17 protein-coding genes are annotated in these 18,165 nt (G+C 53.7%); 7 read left to right on the top strand and 10 right to left on the bottom strand.

Going from position 1 to position 18,165, the window contains the following annotated elements; all coding sequences use genetic code 11:
* Nucleotides 1-62: 62 nt before the first annotated feature.
* Nucleotides 63-722 carry a CDP-alcohol phosphatidyltransferase family protein gene (locus tag WA429_RS18475; RefSeq protein ID WP_287466635.1) on the top strand — a complete coding sequence of 220 codons (660 nt, stop codon included), beginning with the start codon at nucleotides 63-65 and terminating at the stop codon, nucleotides 720-722.
* Between the two features lie 221 nt (nucleotides 723-943).
* Complete coding sequence (locus tag WA429_RS18470; RefSeq protein ID WP_242513032.1) at nucleotides 944-2,020, top strand: ABC transporter substrate-binding protein; 1,077 nt, start codon at nucleotides 944-946, stop codon at nucleotides 2,018-2,020.
* An 84-nt stretch (nucleotides 2,021-2,104) separates the two neighbouring features.
* Here WA429_RS18470 and WA429_RS18465 read toward each other — a convergent pair whose 3' ends face one another.
* The 6 genes from WA429_RS18465 to WA429_RS18440 form a co-directional block, all read right to left on the bottom strand.
* Entirely contained in the window at nucleotides 2,105-2,452 is a 348-nt protein-coding gene (locus WA429_RS18465) for a hypothetical protein (RefSeq protein ID WP_068518701.1), read from the bottom strand.
* Between the two features lie 180 nt (nucleotides 2,453-2,632).
* Nucleotides 2,633-2,908, bottom strand: a complete 276-nt coding sequence (locus tag WA429_RS18460) for a GIY-YIG nuclease family protein (RefSeq protein ID WP_068518702.1) — start codon at nucleotides 2,906-2,908, stop codon at nucleotides 2,633-2,635.
* Nucleotides 2,909-3,066: 158 nt separating this feature from the next.
* A complete protein-coding gene (locus tag WA429_RS18455; RefSeq protein WP_068518703.1) occupies nucleotides 3,067-3,846 on the bottom strand; it encodes an SDR family oxidoreductase in 780 nt (259 codons plus the stop codon).
* 129 nt (nucleotides 3,847-3,975) lie between these two features.
* Nucleotides 3,976-4,632: a 2-dehydro-3-deoxy-6-phosphogalactonate aldolase gene (locus tag WA429_RS18450; protein WP_287466634.1), complete on the bottom strand. Its 657-nt coding sequence runs from the start codon at nucleotides 4,630-4,632 to the stop codon at nucleotides 3,976-3,978.
* A gap of 4 nt (nucleotides 4,633-4,636) precedes the next feature.
* Nucleotides 4,637-5,632 carry a 2-dehydro-3-deoxygalactonokinase gene (locus tag WA429_RS18445; RefSeq protein WP_287466633.1) on the bottom strand — a complete coding sequence of 332 codons (996 nt, stop codon included), beginning with the start codon at nucleotides 5,630-5,632 and terminating at the stop codon, nucleotides 4,637-4,639.
* A 160-nt stretch (nucleotides 5,633-5,792) separates the two neighbouring features.
* Complete coding sequence (locus WA429_RS18440; protein WP_287466632.1) at nucleotides 5,793-6,782, bottom strand: cation diffusion facilitator family transporter; 990 nt, start codon at nucleotides 6,780-6,782, stop codon at nucleotides 5,793-5,795.
* Between the two features lie 502 nt (nucleotides 6,783-7,284).
* On the opposite strand from WA429_RS18440, the gene katG reads away from it, so the two are divergent.
* The gene (gene katG, locus WA429_RS18435; protein ID WP_101247773.1) at nucleotides 7,285-9,468 is read left to right on the top strand and encodes a catalase/peroxidase HPI; all 2,184 of its coding nucleotides are present in this window, start codon (nucleotides 7,285-7,287) and stop codon (nucleotides 9,466-9,468) included.
* Nucleotides 9,469-9,706: 238 nt separating this feature from the next.
* Here the strand turns inward: katG and WA429_RS18430 are convergent, their stop codons facing one another.
* Complete coding sequence (locus WA429_RS18430; RefSeq protein ID WP_336107727.1) at nucleotides 9,707-10,003, bottom strand: hypothetical protein; 297 nt, start codon at nucleotides 10,001-10,003, stop codon at nucleotides 9,707-9,709.
* Here WA429_RS18430 and WA429_RS18425 point away from each other — a divergent pair.
* From WA429_RS18425 to traI, 4 genes are all read left to right on the top strand, one after another.
* Nucleotides 9,974-11,896: a zincin-like metallopeptidase domain-containing protein gene (locus WA429_RS18425; RefSeq protein ID WP_336107726.1), complete on the top strand. Its 1,923-nt coding sequence runs from the start codon at nucleotides 9,974-9,976 to the stop codon at nucleotides 11,894-11,896. The genes WA429_RS18430 and WA429_RS18425 overlap by 30 nt on opposite strands.
* Before the next feature lie 21 nt (nucleotides 11,897-11,917).
* Entirely contained in the window at nucleotides 11,918-12,361 is a 444-nt protein-coding gene (locus tag WA429_RS18420; protein ID WP_287466629.1) for a toprim domain-containing protein, read from the top strand.
* A 75-nt stretch (nucleotides 12,362-12,436) separates the two neighbouring features.
* Nucleotides 12,437-12,811: a plasmid mobilization protein gene (locus tag WA429_RS18415; RefSeq protein WP_287466628.1), complete on the top strand. Its 375-nt coding sequence runs from the start codon at nucleotides 12,437-12,439 to the stop codon at nucleotides 12,809-12,811.
* A complete protein-coding gene (gene traI, locus WA429_RS18410; protein ID WP_287466627.1) occupies nucleotides 12,808-13,926 on the top strand; it encodes a TraI/MobA(P) family conjugative relaxase in 1,119 nt (372 codons plus the stop codon). Before WA429_RS18415 ends, traI begins: the two co-directional genes overlap by 4 nt.
* 98 nt (nucleotides 13,927-14,024) lie before the next feature.
* On the opposite strand, the gene WA429_RS18405 is transcribed toward traI, so the two are convergent.
* From WA429_RS18405 to WA429_RS18395, 3 genes are read right to left on the bottom strand one after another with little or no spacing between them, the layout of a single operon-like run.
* Nucleotides 14,025-14,597 (bottom strand): RES family NAD+ phosphorylase, encoded by a 573-nt coding sequence (locus WA429_RS18405; RefSeq protein WP_287466626.1) that lies wholly within the window; start codon nucleotides 14,595-14,597, stop codon nucleotides 14,025-14,027.
* Nucleotides 14,598-14,605: 8 nt separating this feature from the next.
* On the bottom strand, nucleotides 14,606-17,413 hold the full coding sequence (locus tag WA429_RS18400) for an N-6 DNA methylase (RefSeq protein WP_287466625.1): 2,808 nt from the start codon (nucleotides 17,411-17,413) through the stop codon (nucleotides 14,606-14,608).
* The gene (locus WA429_RS18395) at nucleotides 17,410-17,862 is read right to left on the bottom strand and encodes a hypothetical protein (RefSeq protein WP_287466624.1); all 453 of its coding nucleotides are present in this window, start codon (nucleotides 17,860-17,862) and stop codon (nucleotides 17,410-17,412) included. Before WA429_RS18395 ends, WA429_RS18400 begins: the two co-directional genes overlap by 4 nt.
* Nucleotides 17,863-18,165: the final 303 nt, after the last annotated feature.

The following is an 18,165-nucleotide window of genomic DNA, read 5'->3' as shown; positions in this document are numbered from 1 at the left end:
CTTACTGCTTACGAACTGGTGATTTTGATTTGTTCAACCTTGCCCCTATAGTCGGGCCAGGCTTGACCAACCAAAACGAGTTCCCGATGTTTGATGCCCGCCTGCGCCCGCTGATCGACATACCGCTTAATGCGGCTGCCCGTACCCTGTCGGGCACGGGGATCACCCCGAATGCCATCACCGGCATCGGCTTTTTGTTCGGGGTCCTTGGTGCCGTGTTTCTTGCCGTCCAGCTTGATTACGCGGCCCTTGTGATGATCTTGTTGTCGCGGATCATGGACGGGCTTGACGGTGCCGTTGCCCGTCATGCAGCCCCAAGATCACGCCATCCAGGCTCCAAAACACAGGAAAGCGACCTTGGCGGTTATTACGACATTGTTGCCGATTTCCTGTTTTATTCCGGCATCATTCTGGGATTTGCCATCGGGCGTCCGGAACATGCGCTTATGGCGGCATTTCTGATTTTCTGTTTTGTCGGCACTGGGTCGAGTTTTCTGGCCTATGCGATCATCGCAGCCAAGCAGAACCGCAACCATGACAAACAGGGCAAAAAAAGCTTCTATTTCCTGACCGGCATTACCGAAGGCAGCGAAACCATCCTTGTTTTGTGCCTGATTTGCGTCTTTCCCGGCTGGTTCCCCCAGATTGCTGCAATCTTCGGGGCCTTGTGCCTGATAACGACATTTGGCCGTGTCTTGCAAGCGCGTCGCGATTTCGGCTAACGGCCGGAAAAGACGCTGTAACTTCTTGAAGTCCCCGACCGTCACAACCATATCGGCAGTAGCACACAAGGTCGTCATACTACCGGTCGCCCCCAACGATGACCTGCAAAGAAACCTGTGTCAGCATCTGTTGACCTGATGGTCCAGCACCGTCAGATCAATACCGCCTGACCTTAAAAACCGACAGGAACATTATGCGGCCAGTCTCGAATGTTTTTGCTTTGATTTTCGCGTGCTTTCTCGTTGTTGCCTGTGACCAGTCAGGCCCGATCAAGATCGGTTTCATTGCCGGATTGTCCGGACCGGGTTCGGATACCGGAACCGATGCACTCAATGCGCTGAAGCTTGCCGCCCAGCAAGTCAATAACGATGGCGGCATCAATGGCCGGATGATTGAAATCCTGCCGCGGGATGATGAAAAATCACCCGAAGTCGCCCAACAGCATGTCCGCGAACTTTCCCAACTTGGTGTCGATGCCATTGTCGGTCCCATCATCAGTTCGATCGGCATGGCGATCCTGCCGGTTATCAACGAACTGGGCATCGTGACTGTATCACCAACAGTATCGGCCGCCGAATTTGCCGGTTTTCGCGACTATCTTTTCCGTATGAACACCACCACACGTGAAAATGCGCGCGCCTATGCAAAACGCAGCATCGAGCTTGACCGAAAACGCGTATCCTTCGCCCTTGATGGTCAAAACGAAGCATTCGCCGACAGCTGGTATCGTGAATTTCTTCTGGAATTCGAAGAACTTGACGGCCGGGTGATTTCCAAAAACTGGATCAACACCAGTCAGGCCAGCAATGCCGACATCGCCAGACAACTGGTTGATGATGCCCCCGATGCGATCATGTTGGTCGCCAACAGTTCCGACAGTGCCAATCTTGCCCTTGAAATCCGCAAACTGTCCAAGGACATCCCGATTTCTGCTGCGGAATGGGCCGGAACCGATTTGCTGATTGAAATCGGCGGAACTGCGGTCGAGGGCATGGAACTTGTCCAGGCCTATGACCGCTATGACACCAATCCGCGCTTCCAGCAATTCGTTGCCGATTACGAAGCCATGTTTGATCGCCATCCGGGGTACAGTGCGGTTCTGGCCTATGATGCGGCAACGGTTCTGTTTACCGCGCTCAAGACCAAACACCCCGATCAGAAGCTGGCCAATGCGATGACCGATCTGCCCCCGCAGATGGGTCTGCATCAGGAACTGAAATTCGATCAGTATGGGGATGGCAATCGCGACGTCTATTTCGTGACAATTCAGAACGGCAAATTCATCCGCGTGAAATAGCCCCGTATCGCCGCACTAAAAAAACAAAAGCCCTGCTTGTGCAGGGCTTTTTCTTGTCGGCATCGGGGATGAATTCCCGAAATCCTAGTGATCGCTTTCTTCAAGGAAATGGTCGCCAAGACCGGTATCGTATTCCATACCTTCCTTGGTCAGAACGATGCTGCCCGGATAACCTTCCTTGACCAGTCCCTTGCGGGTCAGTGCAACCCAGACTGCCGGGTTTTCAAAGCCGCTGGCGTCACGGGCCGCAACGGTGAATTTGCCGACATGCACATGGTCACCATGGGCATGGGGCACACGCAGAAGGGTTGCCTCACCGCTGGCTTCGTCGATCTTGCCCGAATTCGGGTCTTTGGCGATGACCTGTGCCAGGACAAGGGTGCGAAGCTGCAACTTGTTGAGTTTCAGCGGGTTTTTGCGAACGAATGCCATATCTGGTGTTACCCCGGTTTCAATGGATTGATTGCAAGAACATATCTGTTACTTGGCGCAATGATGCAAGCCCTGTTTTGGCCGGGCGCCTTGCAGCAATTGCATTGCTTGGCATCCGTTCCCTTGCCCGACATCAAAGTTTCCGCCGCACAACAGCCGGGTCAAGCCCGATAGACCGCGCTAGCCACCCGCCAGCATCTTGCGCAATTTGCGGTCCCGCTTAAGGTGCCATTCCCGGCTCATGGCCTGACCGAAGGTGCGGAACCGTTCAACATAAACCAGCTCCCACTGCCGCCCGCGCGTGGTCTTGGCCCCTTTGCCGCTATTATGCGTCACCAACCGCGCCTCAACATCGGTTGACCAGCCGACATAAGTCCTGGGCAGCTTGACCCGGACATTTGCCGCCGGATCAAACCCCAATTCACGCAGCACATAGACAAAGGTGAATGACGCCATTTCCGAAGCTGTTTCAATACGGTGTTAAATCAGGTGCGTTGTGGTTCGCGGCCTCGCATGACGAAAATGGCCGCTTTCGAGAACCGGCGCGCAGCGTACCAAAGTACATGAGCACGGGAAGCACAGAAAGCGACCATTTGCAGCCCATATGGGGCAAATTAAAGGGTGGAGTTAAACGCGCCACCGTCCAGCAGAATATTCTGCCCAACCATGAATTTCGCATGCTCGCTGCACATGAAGGCACAGGTCGCACCGAAATCAAGCGGATCACCAAAACGACCGGTCGGAAGGCCAGCCTGGGTTTTGGTGCGCGCTTCATCAAGGCTGATGCCTTCGGCCTTTGACTTGTTGGTCATCAGGGCGTTGATGCGGTCGGTGTCATGCTGCCCCGGAAGCAGGTTGTTCATGATCACGCCATCCTTGGCGACCTGGCGCGACGTTCCGGCAACAAAACCGGTCAGACCGGCGCGCGCCCCGTTCGAAAGACCAAGATGGGGGATCGGCGATTTGACCGAACCCGACGTGATATTGACGATACGGCCCCATTTGCGCGAAATCATGCCCGGCAGAACCGCGGTCGCAAGCAGGATCGGCGTCAGCATGTTTGACTGAACCGCGGCTTCCCATTCGGCCTGTCCCCAATCGGACCAGATGCCCGGGGGCGGACCACCGGCATTATTGACCAGAATGTCGGGCGCACCCTGGGCGGCAAGGACCTTGTTGCGGCCTTCCTCGGTCGTGATGTCACAGGCAACCGTCGTGACATTCACGCCATATGTATCACGGATATATTCCGCCGTTTCATTCAGCGGCCCTTCGGAACGTGCATTAAGCGTCAGATCAACACCGGCTTCTGCCAGTTTGATGGCGCAACCACGGCCAAGCCCCTTGGACGAGGCACATACAATAGCCTTGCGGCCTTTAATTCCCAGATCCAATGGATCCTCCCATCTTGGAGTTCGTCTAATGGCAGGAATTTAGACCGGGCATGGCCGTCGGGTCAAACACCGTTCCACGATCTGGAACGATTAATCCAGATCACCGGCATCTGCAAAATCACCGGTTGATCACGCCTCGAACACCGCATCATGTGCCGCGACATAGGCAAGGGCCGCCTTTGAAACATCGGCCACCGACATGCCGGGTTTGTAAATCCCCGACCCCAGACCAAACCCGTCACACCCGGCCTTGGCATAGGTTGCAAAATCATCCGGCCCGACACCCCCGACCGCATAAACCGGCATCTGTGCCGGAAGAACCGCGCGCATGGCCTTGATGCCATCAGCACCAATGATGCTGGCCGGAAAGATTTTAAGCCCGTCTGCCCCGGCCTTGATGGCGGCAAAGCATTCACTTGGCGTCAGCACACCGGGCCAGGACCCCATGCCAAGTTCCTTGGTTTTGGCGATCACCTCGATATCGCAATTGGGCGAAACGATAAACTCACCCGAAGCCTTTTTGACATTGGCCACGTCATCGGGCGTCAAAACGGTCCCTGCCCCGATCATCGCCGCATCCCCGACCGCTTCCTTCATCGCGCTGATGCTTTTAAGGGGTTCTGGCGAATTAAGCGGCACTTCAATCATGCTGATGCCGGCATCGACCAGCGCGCGCGCCATATCGGCCGCCTCATGGGGTTGAACCCCGCGCAGGATCGCAATCAGCCGGCGGTGTTTTTTGCCGCTGCGCGCATCGGTAATCTGTTCTGCAACATATGGTGCCATGGTCTTAAATCCTTTGTGATGCGTGCGATAAGGTCTGATAGGCTTGGCTTAATCCGGCAAGGGTGATGGCACCGCCATCCATCGCCAGCGTAGTTTGGCCATGCACGGCCAGTGCTGCCTGATAAAGGGATGCAAGCTTGCCTGCACCGACCAGTGCAATGGTTTCACCATCTTGCAACCGGTCCAGAATATCGGCAATTTCCAGACCGATCACACTGCCCGACAAAACCGCCGCCCCGGACGGGACGTCTGCGCTGTTCAAGGCAACAAGACCCGCGGCACGCACGGTAAACAGCTGATGCAAAAAGCTGCCGGGTTGCGTTTTTGCTGCCCGAACCGCCCCGGCAAAGGCCGCATCATCCCAATCATCGCCAACCGAATGGCGCAGGATTGATTGGCGGGACAAAAGCGCAAAGACCTCCCCACTCATATAGGTCCGAAAGGCGGTGATTTTCCCGTCCGCAACCCGCGCCCATTTCGAATGGGTTCCGGGCAGGCATACCCAACCGGCAAAATCCGGGTTTTGGTTCATAAAGCCGACAAGCTGGGTTTCCTCGCCGCGCATGACGTCGGCATCGCCCGATATTTCGCCAACGCCTTTGGGACGCTGACACAATCCGGGCAGGATCGAAACCGCCACCCTTGGGTCGGCCACCGTCGGGCTGACCGCCCCGGATGCCAGATCGCACGGTGCAACCGGCACCTCGCAATACGGGGCTTCAAGCCATCCCTGCCTCGCCCCGGCCATGCCGCAAATCACCACCGGCACATTGCGTATCGCCGGGTCAAGCCAACGGTCAATCAGCCCGATCAGAACCCCTTCGAAGCTCAGTTTATCGTCCCCGGCAATCGCATTCATGCCAAGCGGACTTTCCGCCATCGCCAGGATGTTAGCGCTATCATCCATTGCCCAGACGCGCAAATTCGATGTGCCCCAGTCAACCGCGATCCAGCTTGGTGCCTGGGCCGGGATGCCCGAATGATGTGATGAAGCCGTCAACGCCCTGCCCTCCAATGCTTGTCGGCACAGGTCCCGAACCGGGATCAATGCCGCCCGTTTGCATTCCTCATACTATTGGGCGGATGAATGGTCAATCCATCGCGCAGGAAATCGCCGCGCACGCTCTCAAATGCATAACGCCGCGGCGACCATCCCGATCTCAGACCTGCGGGGCCGGTACATCGGGATCAAGCAGGCTTTGATGCGATTTCCAGTTTTGGGCTTCGATAAATACCTTGGATACTTCGGGGATGGCAGCACGGATATCGATCTCAAGCCGCGACACGGCGGCTTCGACCTGTGGTGATCCGATCTTGTCATCAAAATCGACACTGACACAGACAATCACGCTTTGCGGTCCGTGATGCAGTGTGATGATTTCATTCACCCCCAAAATGCCCGGAATGCCCGCAACCATCCGCGCGATCTTTTCGCGGCTTTGCGCATTGGCACTTTCCCCGATCAGAAGCCCCTTGCACTCAACCGCCAGGAAAAACGCCGTGACTGCCAGAATAAGACCGATCATCACCGATGCCAGCCCGTCAAGCACCGGCATATCAAGCAAATAGGCCGCCGCAATCCCGACAAACGCCACCAGCAAACCAAGCAAGGCCGCTGAATCCTCAAACAGGATGACAAACACCGTCGGGTCCTTGCTGCTATGCACGGCCTTGATGATCGTCTTGTCGGGGTTCTGGGCCCGAAACGCCCGATAGGCCGTGCGAAACGCTGCCCCTTCCAGCACCATGGCAATGATCAGGATCGTAAACACGACGTGATATGTCCGGATATCAAACCCGCCAAACGATGCCACCACATGGATATCAAGCGCATGGGGATGAAGGATCTTGTCCACCCCTTCCCAGATCGAAACACCGGCCCCCAATCCGAAAATCATCACCGCAACCAGAAACGACCAGAAATAGGTCTCCTTGCCATAGCCCATCGGATGACGTTCATCAGGCTCCTGGGTCGAAAGCTTCAACCCCAAAAGCAAAAGCCCCTGATTGCCCGTATCGACCAGCGAATGGATGCCTTCGGACATCATCGCCGCAGAACCGGTAATCGCCGCCCCGGCAAACTTGGCCACAGCAATCAACAGATTGGCCGTCGCGGCCATGTAAATGGCCCCTTTTGAGGAATGAGACATATACGCGCTATCCATTCTGAATGATCGGTGATGTGTGCCTGAACCGGGCATCTGAAAAAAGCCCTTCAGGCAAATGACTTAGCCCAGTCTAACTGCTTTTGGCCGAATGTCACGGTCTGTCACGGCCTGTGCCACCGGTTTGGCCCCGCCGCCCAAAGAAATCGAAAAAAGCTATCAAAGATACATAAAATAACTATTTCACCTATTACGCATCAAATTGTTAGGCTCTTCAAAGCGATGGGGAAACCCATGGTTTCGGAATTTGTGACCACGTTCGTTGCGATCTCTGAGTTGAACATTATCTGCAACATGAAAGCTTCACGTAGAAATACTGGCGCACTCATACTGGTTTTGTTTAAATCACATCTCAGGGAACCCAACCATAAGGCGACATGAAACAGCAGATCAGGACTTGCTGTTTTGCCCCGGTCGCCTTTGGCGCAAAACGAAACGGGTCAAGGAGCTGTTTTAAAAACATCTCAGCCACTACGGAGAGAGAAAAATGGACGGAAAACATACCGCAGGGAAATGTCCGGTAATGCACGGCAGCATGACCGAGACCGGCACCACCAACACCGACTGGTGGCCCAAAACCCTTAATCTTGACATCCTGCATCAGCACGACACCAAATCCACGCCCTATGGCAAGGACTTCAACTATGCAGAAGAGTTCAAGAAACTTGATCTCAACGCCGTCAAAACCGACCTGAAAAACCTCATGACCGACAGCCAGGACTGGTGGCCGGCGGACTGGGGTCATTATGGTGGTCTGATGATCCGTCTGGCCTGGCACTCTGCCGGTTCCTACCGTCTGGCCGATGGCCGTGGCGGCGGCGGCACGGGCAATATCCGCTTTGCCCCGCTGAACTCCTGGCCTGATAACGCCAACCTTGACAAGGCACGCCGTCTTCTGTGGCCGATCAAAAAGAAATATGGCAACAAGATTTCCTGGGCTGACCTGATCATTCTGGCCGGCACCATGGCTTATGAATCGATGGGCCTCAAAGTCTTTGGCTTTGCCGGTGGTCGTGAAGATATCTGGCATCCGGAAAAAGACGTGTACTGGGGTGCGGAAAAGGAATGGCTGGCACCGTCTGATTCCCGTTATGACGATGTTACCAAACCCGAAACCATGGAAAACCCGCTTGCCGCCGTGCAGATGGGCCTGATCTATGTGAACCCGGAAGGTGTCAACGGGCAGCCTGACCCGATCAAGACCGCCGCCCAGGTGCGCGAAACCTTTGCCCGTATGGCAATGAATGACGAAGAAACCGCCGCTCTGACGGTTGGGGGGCATACCGTCGGTAAAACGCATGGCAATGGCGATGCCGCCCTTCTGGGCGAAGCTCCCGAAGGGGCTGACATCACCGAACAGGGTCTTGGCTGGAACAACCACACCACGCGCGGCATCGGCCGTGACAGCGTGACCTCGGGCATCGAAGGTGCCTGGACCACCCATCCGACCAAATGGGATAACGGTTATTGCAAGCTTCTTCTGGGCTATGAGTGGGAACTCAAGAAAAGCCCGGCCGGTGCCCATCAGTGGGAACCGATCAATATCAAGGAAGAAGACATGCCTGTTGACGTCGAAGATCCGTCAATCCGTTGCATGCCGATCATGACCGATGCCGATATGGCCATGAAAATGGACCCGACCTATCGTGCAATCATCGAGAAATTCGACAATGACTTCGAATATTTCTCCGATTGCTTTGCCCGTGCATGGTTCAAGCTGACCCACCGTGATCTCGGCCCGAAAGCCTGCTACCTCGGCCCGGACGTTCCGGCCGAAGACCTGATCTGGCAGGACCCGATCCCGTCGGTTGACTACACCCTCTCAGACGCCGAAATCGCCGATCTCAAGGCCAAGCTGCTGGCGTCCGGCCTGACCTCGGCCGAGCTGATCAACACCGCCTGGGATTCTGCCCGTACCTTCCGTGGTTCGGACAAGCGTGGTGGTGCCAATGGTGCCCGCATCCGTCTCGCCCCGCAGAAGGATTGGGAAGGCAACGAACCGGCCCGCCTTGCCAAGGTTCTTAGCACCCTCGAAGGCATCCAGGCCGGCCTTGCCAAGAAAGTCTCGATTGCCGATCTCATCGTTCTGGGTGGTACGGCTGCGGTTGAAAAGGCCGTCAAGGATGCCGGCTTCAACATCACCGTTCCGTTCGCACCGGGTCGTGGTGACGCCACCGACGAGATGACCGATGCCGAAAGCTTCGAGCCGCTCGAACCGCTGGCGGACGGTTTCCGCAACTGGGCGAAAAAGGACTATGTTGTTCAGCCCGAAGAAATGCTGCTTGACCGCGCACAGCTTCTTGGCCTGACCGCCCATGAAATGACGGTTCTGCTCGGTGGCATGCGTGTTCTTGGCACCAACTATGGTGGCACCAAACACGGCGTGTTTACCGACCGCGAAGGTGTTCTGACCAACGACTTCTTCGTCAATCTGACGGATATGGGCAACAGCTGGAAGCCGGCGGGCAAGAACCTCTATAACATCGTCGATCGCAAAACCGGCGACACCAAATTCACCGCCACCCGCGTTGATCTGGTGTTTGGTTCAAACTCGATCCTGCGGGCCTATGCAGAGCTCTATGCCCAGGACGACAACCAGGAGAAGTTCGTTAAAGACTTCGTGGCGGCCTGGACCAAGGTGATGAATGCTGATCGGTTTGATCTCGCTTGAGACGCTAAGACGCTAGTTTGATTTTGATTGGAGCTTTTGGGCTCTGAGAGAGGAACACCCCCGGCTTTGTGGCTGGGGGTGTTTTTTTTAACTCAACTATGTCAGCTCAGGAACCTCACTCTGTGCACAACCCTAACATCTTCCAACCGAGTTCCCGAACCAACTAGCGCCTTCCGCATCTAATTATAAAGCGATGCCACGCCATCCAAGTCCAAGGTGTTCACAGACAATAAAGCCCCTACAGCTGACGCGGTGAGCTCGAACCATAGATGATAAGAAAAGCTGTCTCGATCAGTTCATCTAAAAACTGCTTGGCCATATAGAAGAGGGCGATCCGATCACCGATGGATGAGATATCATCATAGTCGCGCCCCAAAACGCACAACTTCGAGAGGGCGAAAAAGGCACCATAATCGAATATTGGAAATAGTCCGAGCGCCAGAATGCGCTCGATGACGATGGCAAGCCGGTCCTCAACGGAAAGGGTGTTGCGAAAACCCGCGATGTGCGGTTGGACCGGCCACGGGTGTTTCATGCTGTCGTGTTTAATGCTGAACAGATCGACGGTCTTGCCCCCTACATCGCGCCCGAACCGACCTTCAGCCCGGTCGAACGAGCCGAACAAATTCTCAAGCAACGCAATGTGCCGATCTTTCATGATCAGAATGACCGGGCGTTTTATCGGTCCTCGACAGATGAGATCCACATACCCCATCAGGCGGCCTTCAAAGGCCAGTATGAATATTACGCCACCGCCCTGCATGAGCTGGGCCACGCCACGGGTCATGGATCGCGGATGGCCCGCGCGTTCGGGCCGTTTGGCTCGGAAGTTTACGCCAAGGAAGAACTGCGGGCCGAGATCGCAAGCTACATGCTGACCACCGAGCTTGGCCTTGGCCACTATCCGGAACGCCACGCCGCCTATGTCGGCTCCTGGATGAAAGCCATCAAGGAAGATCGCAATGTGCTGTTCACCGCTGCGCGGGATGCAGAAAACATTCGCACCTGGATCATGGAGCCCGAGATGCGCCAGTCCCTTACCCCGATCAAACAACAAAGTGCAGAGAAATCTCAGTCTGTGTCAAAGCAGCAATCCTTTATCGATAGCATGGCCGAAAAGCGTCAACGCGCCATCGAGAAGATGTTTGAGAACCATCCTGTCGCAAATCCAACACTTTGGGTCATGCGAATACAGGATTCATTGGTGCTGACCGGTTCGCGGCAAGACACCGAATTGTTGCCCGCCGATCAGTTCAAGGAGCGGTTGTTGTCCTCGGATCTGTCTACCGATCATTTGGTTCGTTTCCTTCGGCAATCTGCCGAGATGGCCAACTGGAACAATATGGCCTATTCGATTTTGGGACCGGACGGGGATCATAAAAACGTCGCCTCTTTGGCGGAGCGTTTTGGCAAAATTGATTGGTCCTTGGACATTAACAGTCCTTCCAATCCGCAGCAGACGGGTCTGCCTGGCAAGCACGCCGTTCTGACAGATCTCGCAACAAAGGCCGCGCGATCTCCGAAACATCAAGAACTGCTATCCGCCCTTTGGGATATTGATGGTCCACAAACGCAAGGATCAGGGCAAAAGCCTGATTGGTATATTCCTGCCCAGCAAAGAGCCTACGGACTGCTCAGACGCCTGACAGCGCCATTCGATCCGCATGCAAATCTCAAACTGGCGCAAGATCAACACTTGGCTCCCGATCAGAAGGAATCAACGCCAGTCCTTTCTCAAGGGACCGCCGCAAAACGCATCTATCTCAATGTGCCCTTCAGTGAAAAGGATGAGGCCAAGGCGCTCGGGGCAAAATGGGATCGTCGTGCCAAGGCATGGTATGCGCGGGACGATATGGAGCTTGAACCCTTCAAACGCTGGCAGGAAACCAAAGCCAAAACCCCAGAGCCCAAGATCAGCCCGGAACAGGAATTTGCCCAAGCGTTGAAGGAAAACGGCCTGATCCTCGATGGGCCACCGACCATGGATGGCAAATGGCATCGGGTTGCTGTAGAAGGAGACCACAAGGGCCAGAAAAGCGGTTCCTATCGCGGGTTCCTCGCAGGGCTTCCTGCAGGCAACATCACCAATTACAAATCCGGGCAAGATCCGGTCAAATGGGTGGCAACCGGAACCAAGGTCGATCCCAAGGAGCTGGAACAGGCGAGAGCCGAAACAGCGGCGCGCAAGGCGGCCCAAGAGCAGGAACTCCGTGCGCAATATCGCGCCGTGGCCAAACGCGCCTATGGGATTTTCCAGAATGCCGAACCAGCACCCGCCAATCACCCCTATTTGCAGAACAAACAGGTGCCTGCCGGGGATCTGCGCATTGATCAGTCGGGCAACCTTCTGATGCCGATGGCCAATGACAAAGGCTTCATTGAAAACATCCAAACCATCCATCCCGAAGGCACCAAGATGTATCTCTAGGACGGAAAAAAACGTGGCCTGATGCATATGATCGAGGGCGATCCCAAAGGCCCGATGATCGTCACCGAGGGTTATTCCACCGGACAAAGCCTGCATATGGCCAGCGGGCTGACGGTCGTCGTAGCCCTTGATTCCGGCAATCTGGCACCGGTGGCTGAGGCACTTCACAAAAAGCATCCGGATTGCGCCCTGGTAATTGCCGCCGATGACGATCACGCCAAACAGATCAATGCCGGGATCAAGGGTTCTGAACGCGCATCTGAACTGACCGGTGCGAGTATCCTGCGTCCGGATCTCAGTGATGAGGAAAAAGCCAAAGGTCTGACCGATTTTAACGACATCCATCGGGAACGCGGGATTGAGGCGTTGAAACGCTTTGTCACCGAACAGCTCGGCCTGACCAAACCGAAGTCCAGAACCATAACACGGGGGCGCGAGCAGCAGGCTGCCAGCTTGGCCATCTGATCCCGCTTCTCTACCCTTGGGCCGGTGGCGCTATGAACGCCACCGGCACCTTTTTATCGATACTGGAAACATGCCATGGCCACCGAACGCCACGTTATCAAAACCTATCTAAACGATGACGAGAAAGAGCGCATTGATCAGCTTGCCCGTCAGATGCGTCTGTCGCGCTCGGAACTGCTCAAACGGTTATTGATGAACACCAAGCTGCCCAGTGCAAGCGACTTTGCCGCATGGCAAGGCATTCGGGATTTGCTCAAGGTAAACGCTGACCAGGCAAGGCTCGGGAACCTTTTCAAGCTCGCACTTGATGAGCCCCTGTCAGCAGATCTCCTCAAAAAGTTCGATGATCTTATCCGCGAAATTGAAACAACCCAATCAGAGCTGAAGACCGTCATTGGAGAGATCCACGATCAGCTTCAGCCGGGCAAACGAAAACAGGCCAAGGCATGATCGCGACTAAGATTGGCAAAAAGTCAGGGGTGCCAGATAACTACACGCGACTGGGAGAATACATCGCCGCAGCCGAGGAAAAAGGCGAGAAACTCCATCAGTTCTGGATCCGCAATTGCGATGCCGGCACAAATATCGAGGATCTCGATCTGGCCCTTCTGGAGATTGAAGCAGTTCGTCGTCAAAAGCCCGATATTGCCGATAAGACCTATCACCTTGTTGTTTCGTTCCGGCCTGGTGATCAGGATAAACTAACCAAAGATGATCTGATGGCCATCGAGGCGGAATATGCCAAGGCACTTGGCTACGCAGATCATCAGCGGGTAGCCGGAACACACATCAACACCGAAAATTTCCACATGCATATAGCCTTTAACAAGGTGCATCCGGAAACGCTCAAGGTCATTACACCGCATCGGGATTTTATGATCCTCGCCAAGGTCTCGCGCGAGATGGAGAAGAAGTATGGCCTCACGATTGATCCCGGCATTACCGATGGCAAGCAGCGCGATCAGAACAAGCTCTCACCAGCAGCAAGGAACTACGAGGCCCACACATGGCAGGAATCATTCCAGCGGCATGTACTGAAACATCGCGAAGAGATATTGGAAGGTTTAAGCGCCGCTAAGAACTGGCAGGAAGCGCACGAGGTTCTCGCTGGGTACGACATAAGCATCAAGCTACGTGGAAACGGTATGGTCTTTATGAGCTCTGATGGTCAAGCGATGAAGGTTAGCCAGTTGGACCGAACGTGTAGTAAGAATAAGCTTGAAGAGCGATTTGGGCGATTTGAGGAACGACAAAGTAAACAAAACTACAAAGCGCCACAACACTACAAACCCCGACCGCTTGTCCGACATCGACATACCCCCGCCCTATGGCGACGTTATCTTGGCACTCGGAAAATTCTACCCCATCACCGTAGCCTAATGACTCGCGCCTTGCGGAGCTGGAAGATGTTTTTGTTGATGGAAGCTCATCAAGATCCCCTCGCCACTGTATTAATCATGGCACATATTGAGATGTTGGGAGCCGCAAAAATAGACCCGAGTAAGAACAAAAAACTAAATTACAATCCGACAGCAGATGACTTTCGCCGTCCTTATAGCTTTTAGAACCACATGTATTCGTTCGTTTAGGCTGGACTGAAACACGCTATCGCTCTCCTCGCAGACAGAGATCAATGTCTATAAAGGCAGGCCAATTAGGTTAACTAAGCAATTAATTTAATGTTGAGATTTTTAAGCGCGTCACCGATGTTTACGAGCGTGGTCAGTGGCGCGACCTTATTACTCGCGAGATGAGTGACGATTGCGCGATCAAAAACCGCGACACAGTTTTCATTCGTCAACCGAGATGCATACAGAATACCATCGATGGACTTTTCTGTGTAAACAATATCCGAGAATTGTTGTGCTTCATTGAAGCATTTTGCTCCTGCAATATCAGTCGATATACCAAGCCTTAGACACCCCCCGCTGCGCAGGTCTACAAGCCTCAACGGCTTTATCGTGCGCAGCTGCACCGCAGACCGGCCAGCAAGTTCGGTAGTAAAGAGGTGACGATCCTCTACACCTTCAAATCGATCACGCACAACTGTTTCCGCGAGAGCAGTGGCAAGGTTGCGAGCAGCATAGAGGGTCGAAAATTTTTTGCTCACTCCACCGAAACGTGAAACTCCTGCTGCGCATCCAAGTGGGCTCTTGTCATAAAGTGACGGAATAATTCGAACATAGTTCGAAAACTCAAAGAGCTTAATCTGACTTGCGAGCAGTTCTCCCCCCACTATCATTATCAGCCAAAATCACGCTTGACTAACTCAAGGACCTGATCAAGAGCTCCCGCCTTTAACAGCTCTAGTGGTTTTTTTTCATTGATCGCCGAACAAGGTGACCGCAACCAAAGCCATGCCACATTTGGCTTGCCCACACTCCTAACAACTAACCCCAAACCCGGCGTTGGTTTACCTTTCGTAAATTGCTCTTCGGGATAGACCGGCTGACCCGAGTTATCACTAAGTGCGATAACTTTACCATCAACCTCCAAGCGCTTTAGTTCTTCACTCGAAAGAACAAACCTATTTTCGATAGTCGAAGCGTCAAGTACCTGTCCCGCCCAATCACTGACAGGAATTGGTACGGTAACTTCTGCCAACACTCTCTCTCCCAAAGAATGAGAGACAATTGGCCCAAGACCATCCCCTTGGTCGTGTTCTACGGCATCGGATGTGAACAAGCTTGGCATATGATCTCTATCATCTCGCTTATGCTTGACCCATCGCCTACTCAATGCTCGATCTATCACCGGGCGGTCGTCACCCATTTTAGACAACAGTCCCTTCCGTTCTTCTTCCGTAAGCCCATATGCATCTAAAACCAGCGCGTCGATTGTCGAGAGTTTGCTCGCCAGTTTCTCTGGATCAGCACCACTTTTGGCTTCAACAGCATATGCGCGACTAAGATCCCCGAGTTCAGTAGGAAACTTTTCCGGTATCGGCGCCTCTGCCAACTTGTTGATCCGGAACCGCTTATCGAACGAATGCTCAGTCATGAACGCATTAATAACCGGACTGTTGATGACCGCTGCCAAAGCATCGAGATCGATTTCGACACCATGCTTAGGCCATAAGCCCATGAACTGTTGCGTCGCCCGGCGGCCCAAGCGATCTACTGCAGCCGCTAGTCGCCAATAACCTCGGCTTAGGCGCGTAGCGTTACACAAAATTTTGGGCTCGTCCCAAGCTAGGTTAGCTCCAGCAAAAATTTGGTTAGGTCGGACATCCATCCATCGCGCGTTTTCCAGTAAGTACTGATGAATACTTGAACTGTCCTGATAGCCGAGTTCTCTATCCGGACCAGGTTCGTCGCTGGTTCGCCCTCTTTGTCCTGAATGCCATCTAAGCCCCCAACTTCCTTTAATAAAAGCCCCAAGCTTTGGCAACTCTTGGAAGCGGTCCCATAAATCCTGAGAGGGATATATCCAAAGTTCGCCAGAAGGAGAGTCAGGCAGAGACCTGGAACGCTCTCGCTCCAAAGAAGGGAGGCCTGTCGCAGCGAATTCCTTCTTATCGCCGTCTAAGACAACCGTGGAACGGATTACTTGATCTCTTCTATTCGACGCCTTTCGCGCAATAACCAATGCGCTGTTTGCCTGCGACACGTTAAAGATGCCATCAGGCAACGAAACTAGTTCAATTTCGCGATATAAGCTTTCGAGCGCTATGCGCTGCTTATGGTACTTCTTATCGACCAGAACCGTGTTAGGTAGCACGAATCCCAACATATCGGGTTCTGCACGCAATGCCATCTCAAGAGCATAAACCGCCTTTGACCGGCTCACTTCAACGGCTTCGGGATAGGCTTCCGTCTCATCACTATTAAACGCTTCAAAAGGCGGATTGCAAAGCACCACACTTGCCCCATCTAGGCAATTTTGGAGCTTATCAGCTTTGAACAAATCGGCCTCGTCAATCACCCATCCGTTCGCATTAGGATAGTCAGCAAGAATAAGGGATAGCTTTGCCACCTCACACGCGAAGGGCTCAATCTCAGCCCCTCCAATATGCTTAACTAAAAGATCATGTCGCTTCTTGTCATCCCAATCGGCGGGAAGCGCATCGCGCATAAATCGAAGCGCCGAGCCGAGGAAGACACCCGCACCAGTAAACGGTTCAATGACTAGCGGGGGAGTTGTACAGAACTCCCATAATTTGAGGCGCCCAACAATGTAATCCGCGACGTGCCGAGGAGTACTGTGCGTTCCAAACTCCGCGCGAGCTCTGTCCGTTACAAGCGTGGATTCATAGACGTAGGCAAGGTCATCAGCAGAAATATTGGCAACGTTGAAGCCCGTGCAGAAGGTTCTCCATACGGGTTCGAGAGCAGCTATAGCCGACACTGACCAAGCTTGCGACACATTGCCTAGCTTGTAGAACTTGTCCATTGCATTGAGAACGGACCGCACGTCTCCAGCATTCCAGCTTTGAGCGCGATCATGTTCCCGATCCATCAAAATTTTTGCAGCAAGTAATCGGAATACACCACGGAATAGGATGCGGATGGCATCATCGCCGTTGAATTCGCGCGCGTCGGCCACTGCTTCACGGATCAATCGGTCAAGCTTTAGATGAATTTCTCCAGCGATTGCTGGCATCAGCCCCAAGTCAACAAAGTCTAGTTGCGCTTTGGGCTCGATACGCCCAATCGACTTGGCTCGATGTATGCGATCAGGTGCCCAGCTTTCACGTCTTTCAGCAAAGAAATTGGGAATCGCGTCAAGTCCGAATTCAGCGAATTTCTGCGGCGACTTATCAGCATATACTTGCCACGCGGAAATCTGCTTAGGCTCGATTGCCAAGAACACTGGAGCTCCGAGGGCCCGGTATCTCAGAATAGTCTCACCTGCAGGCTCCTCCAATGCCTCGATCACAGCAAAAGCTGCGGAACGGTAGGAAGGCGGTGTTTGCGTGAATGCGGCGAGCGGCACGGTGCAGGTCGTATTACCCTCACCCCAAACGTTACCAAACGAGTAATTACGTCTTAAAGTTTGGTCGTGATAACCAAGTTTGGCCGACTCATGTTCGATGATATCGAGTAAACTCATTGGCGCGACCTAGCAATCATTGGAGGAAAGGCGAGATCGCGCTGTGGATTAGGAATACCAGGAATCAGGCGTTCACGGAGTTCAAGGATATGTGGCTTCAACTCGATTAGCAAAGCAACAGAAGTTGTAGTTATACAGGTCTCCCGATCCACAAGCTCGACACTAGGACACTCAAAGTCAATCGCCAAATGAGACCGCTCAAGTTGTGGCCACGGGTGTTCAGCACATAGCTCAAACAGTGGCTCTGCGATAGGTGTGAAAACAGGCAATGGCACAGACAAAGATGCACTAACCTTGCGCACAACACTGGTGGCCAGTAAATCAGCTGCCGTGAAACAACCTGTTCGACCGTAGTCTTTTGCCAACGGCGATAACGCTTCACGATAACTACGCCATTGCTGCTTACTGAGACTGAATGTCGAACGGAGTTGCCCGGTCGTAAAAAGCATGATTACTAACACTCCATGATGTTGATTAGCAACATCATGGAGTGTTTAGCACAACTGCATCGCAAGAACAAATCAAGATTATTTCAGCATATTTAAGGTTACTTGATCAATACACCGAGGCAACTTTCAGCCTGACTTCGCAAACACCAAAGCCGTAGGTACTCGCATACCATGCCACGCAAGGCGGCAGAATACGTTCGAACCAAGGCTTCCAACAAATATTGGGCAGTAATTCGCTTTGACCACGTTGAGCACAGCGAATAAGCAGGAAGCCCGTTTGGGCTGTTTGGTGGGCCCACCAAA

The sequence above is a fragment of the Thalassospira sp. CH_XMU1420-2 genome (assembly GCF_037029325.1).
Taxonomy (GTDB): domain Bacteria; phylum Pseudomonadota; class Alphaproteobacteria; order Rhodospirillales; family Thalassospiraceae; genus Thalassospira; species Thalassospira povalilytica.
Note: the sequence above shows the minus strand (reverse complement) of the source record. Positions and strands in the feature narration are given on the sequence as shown.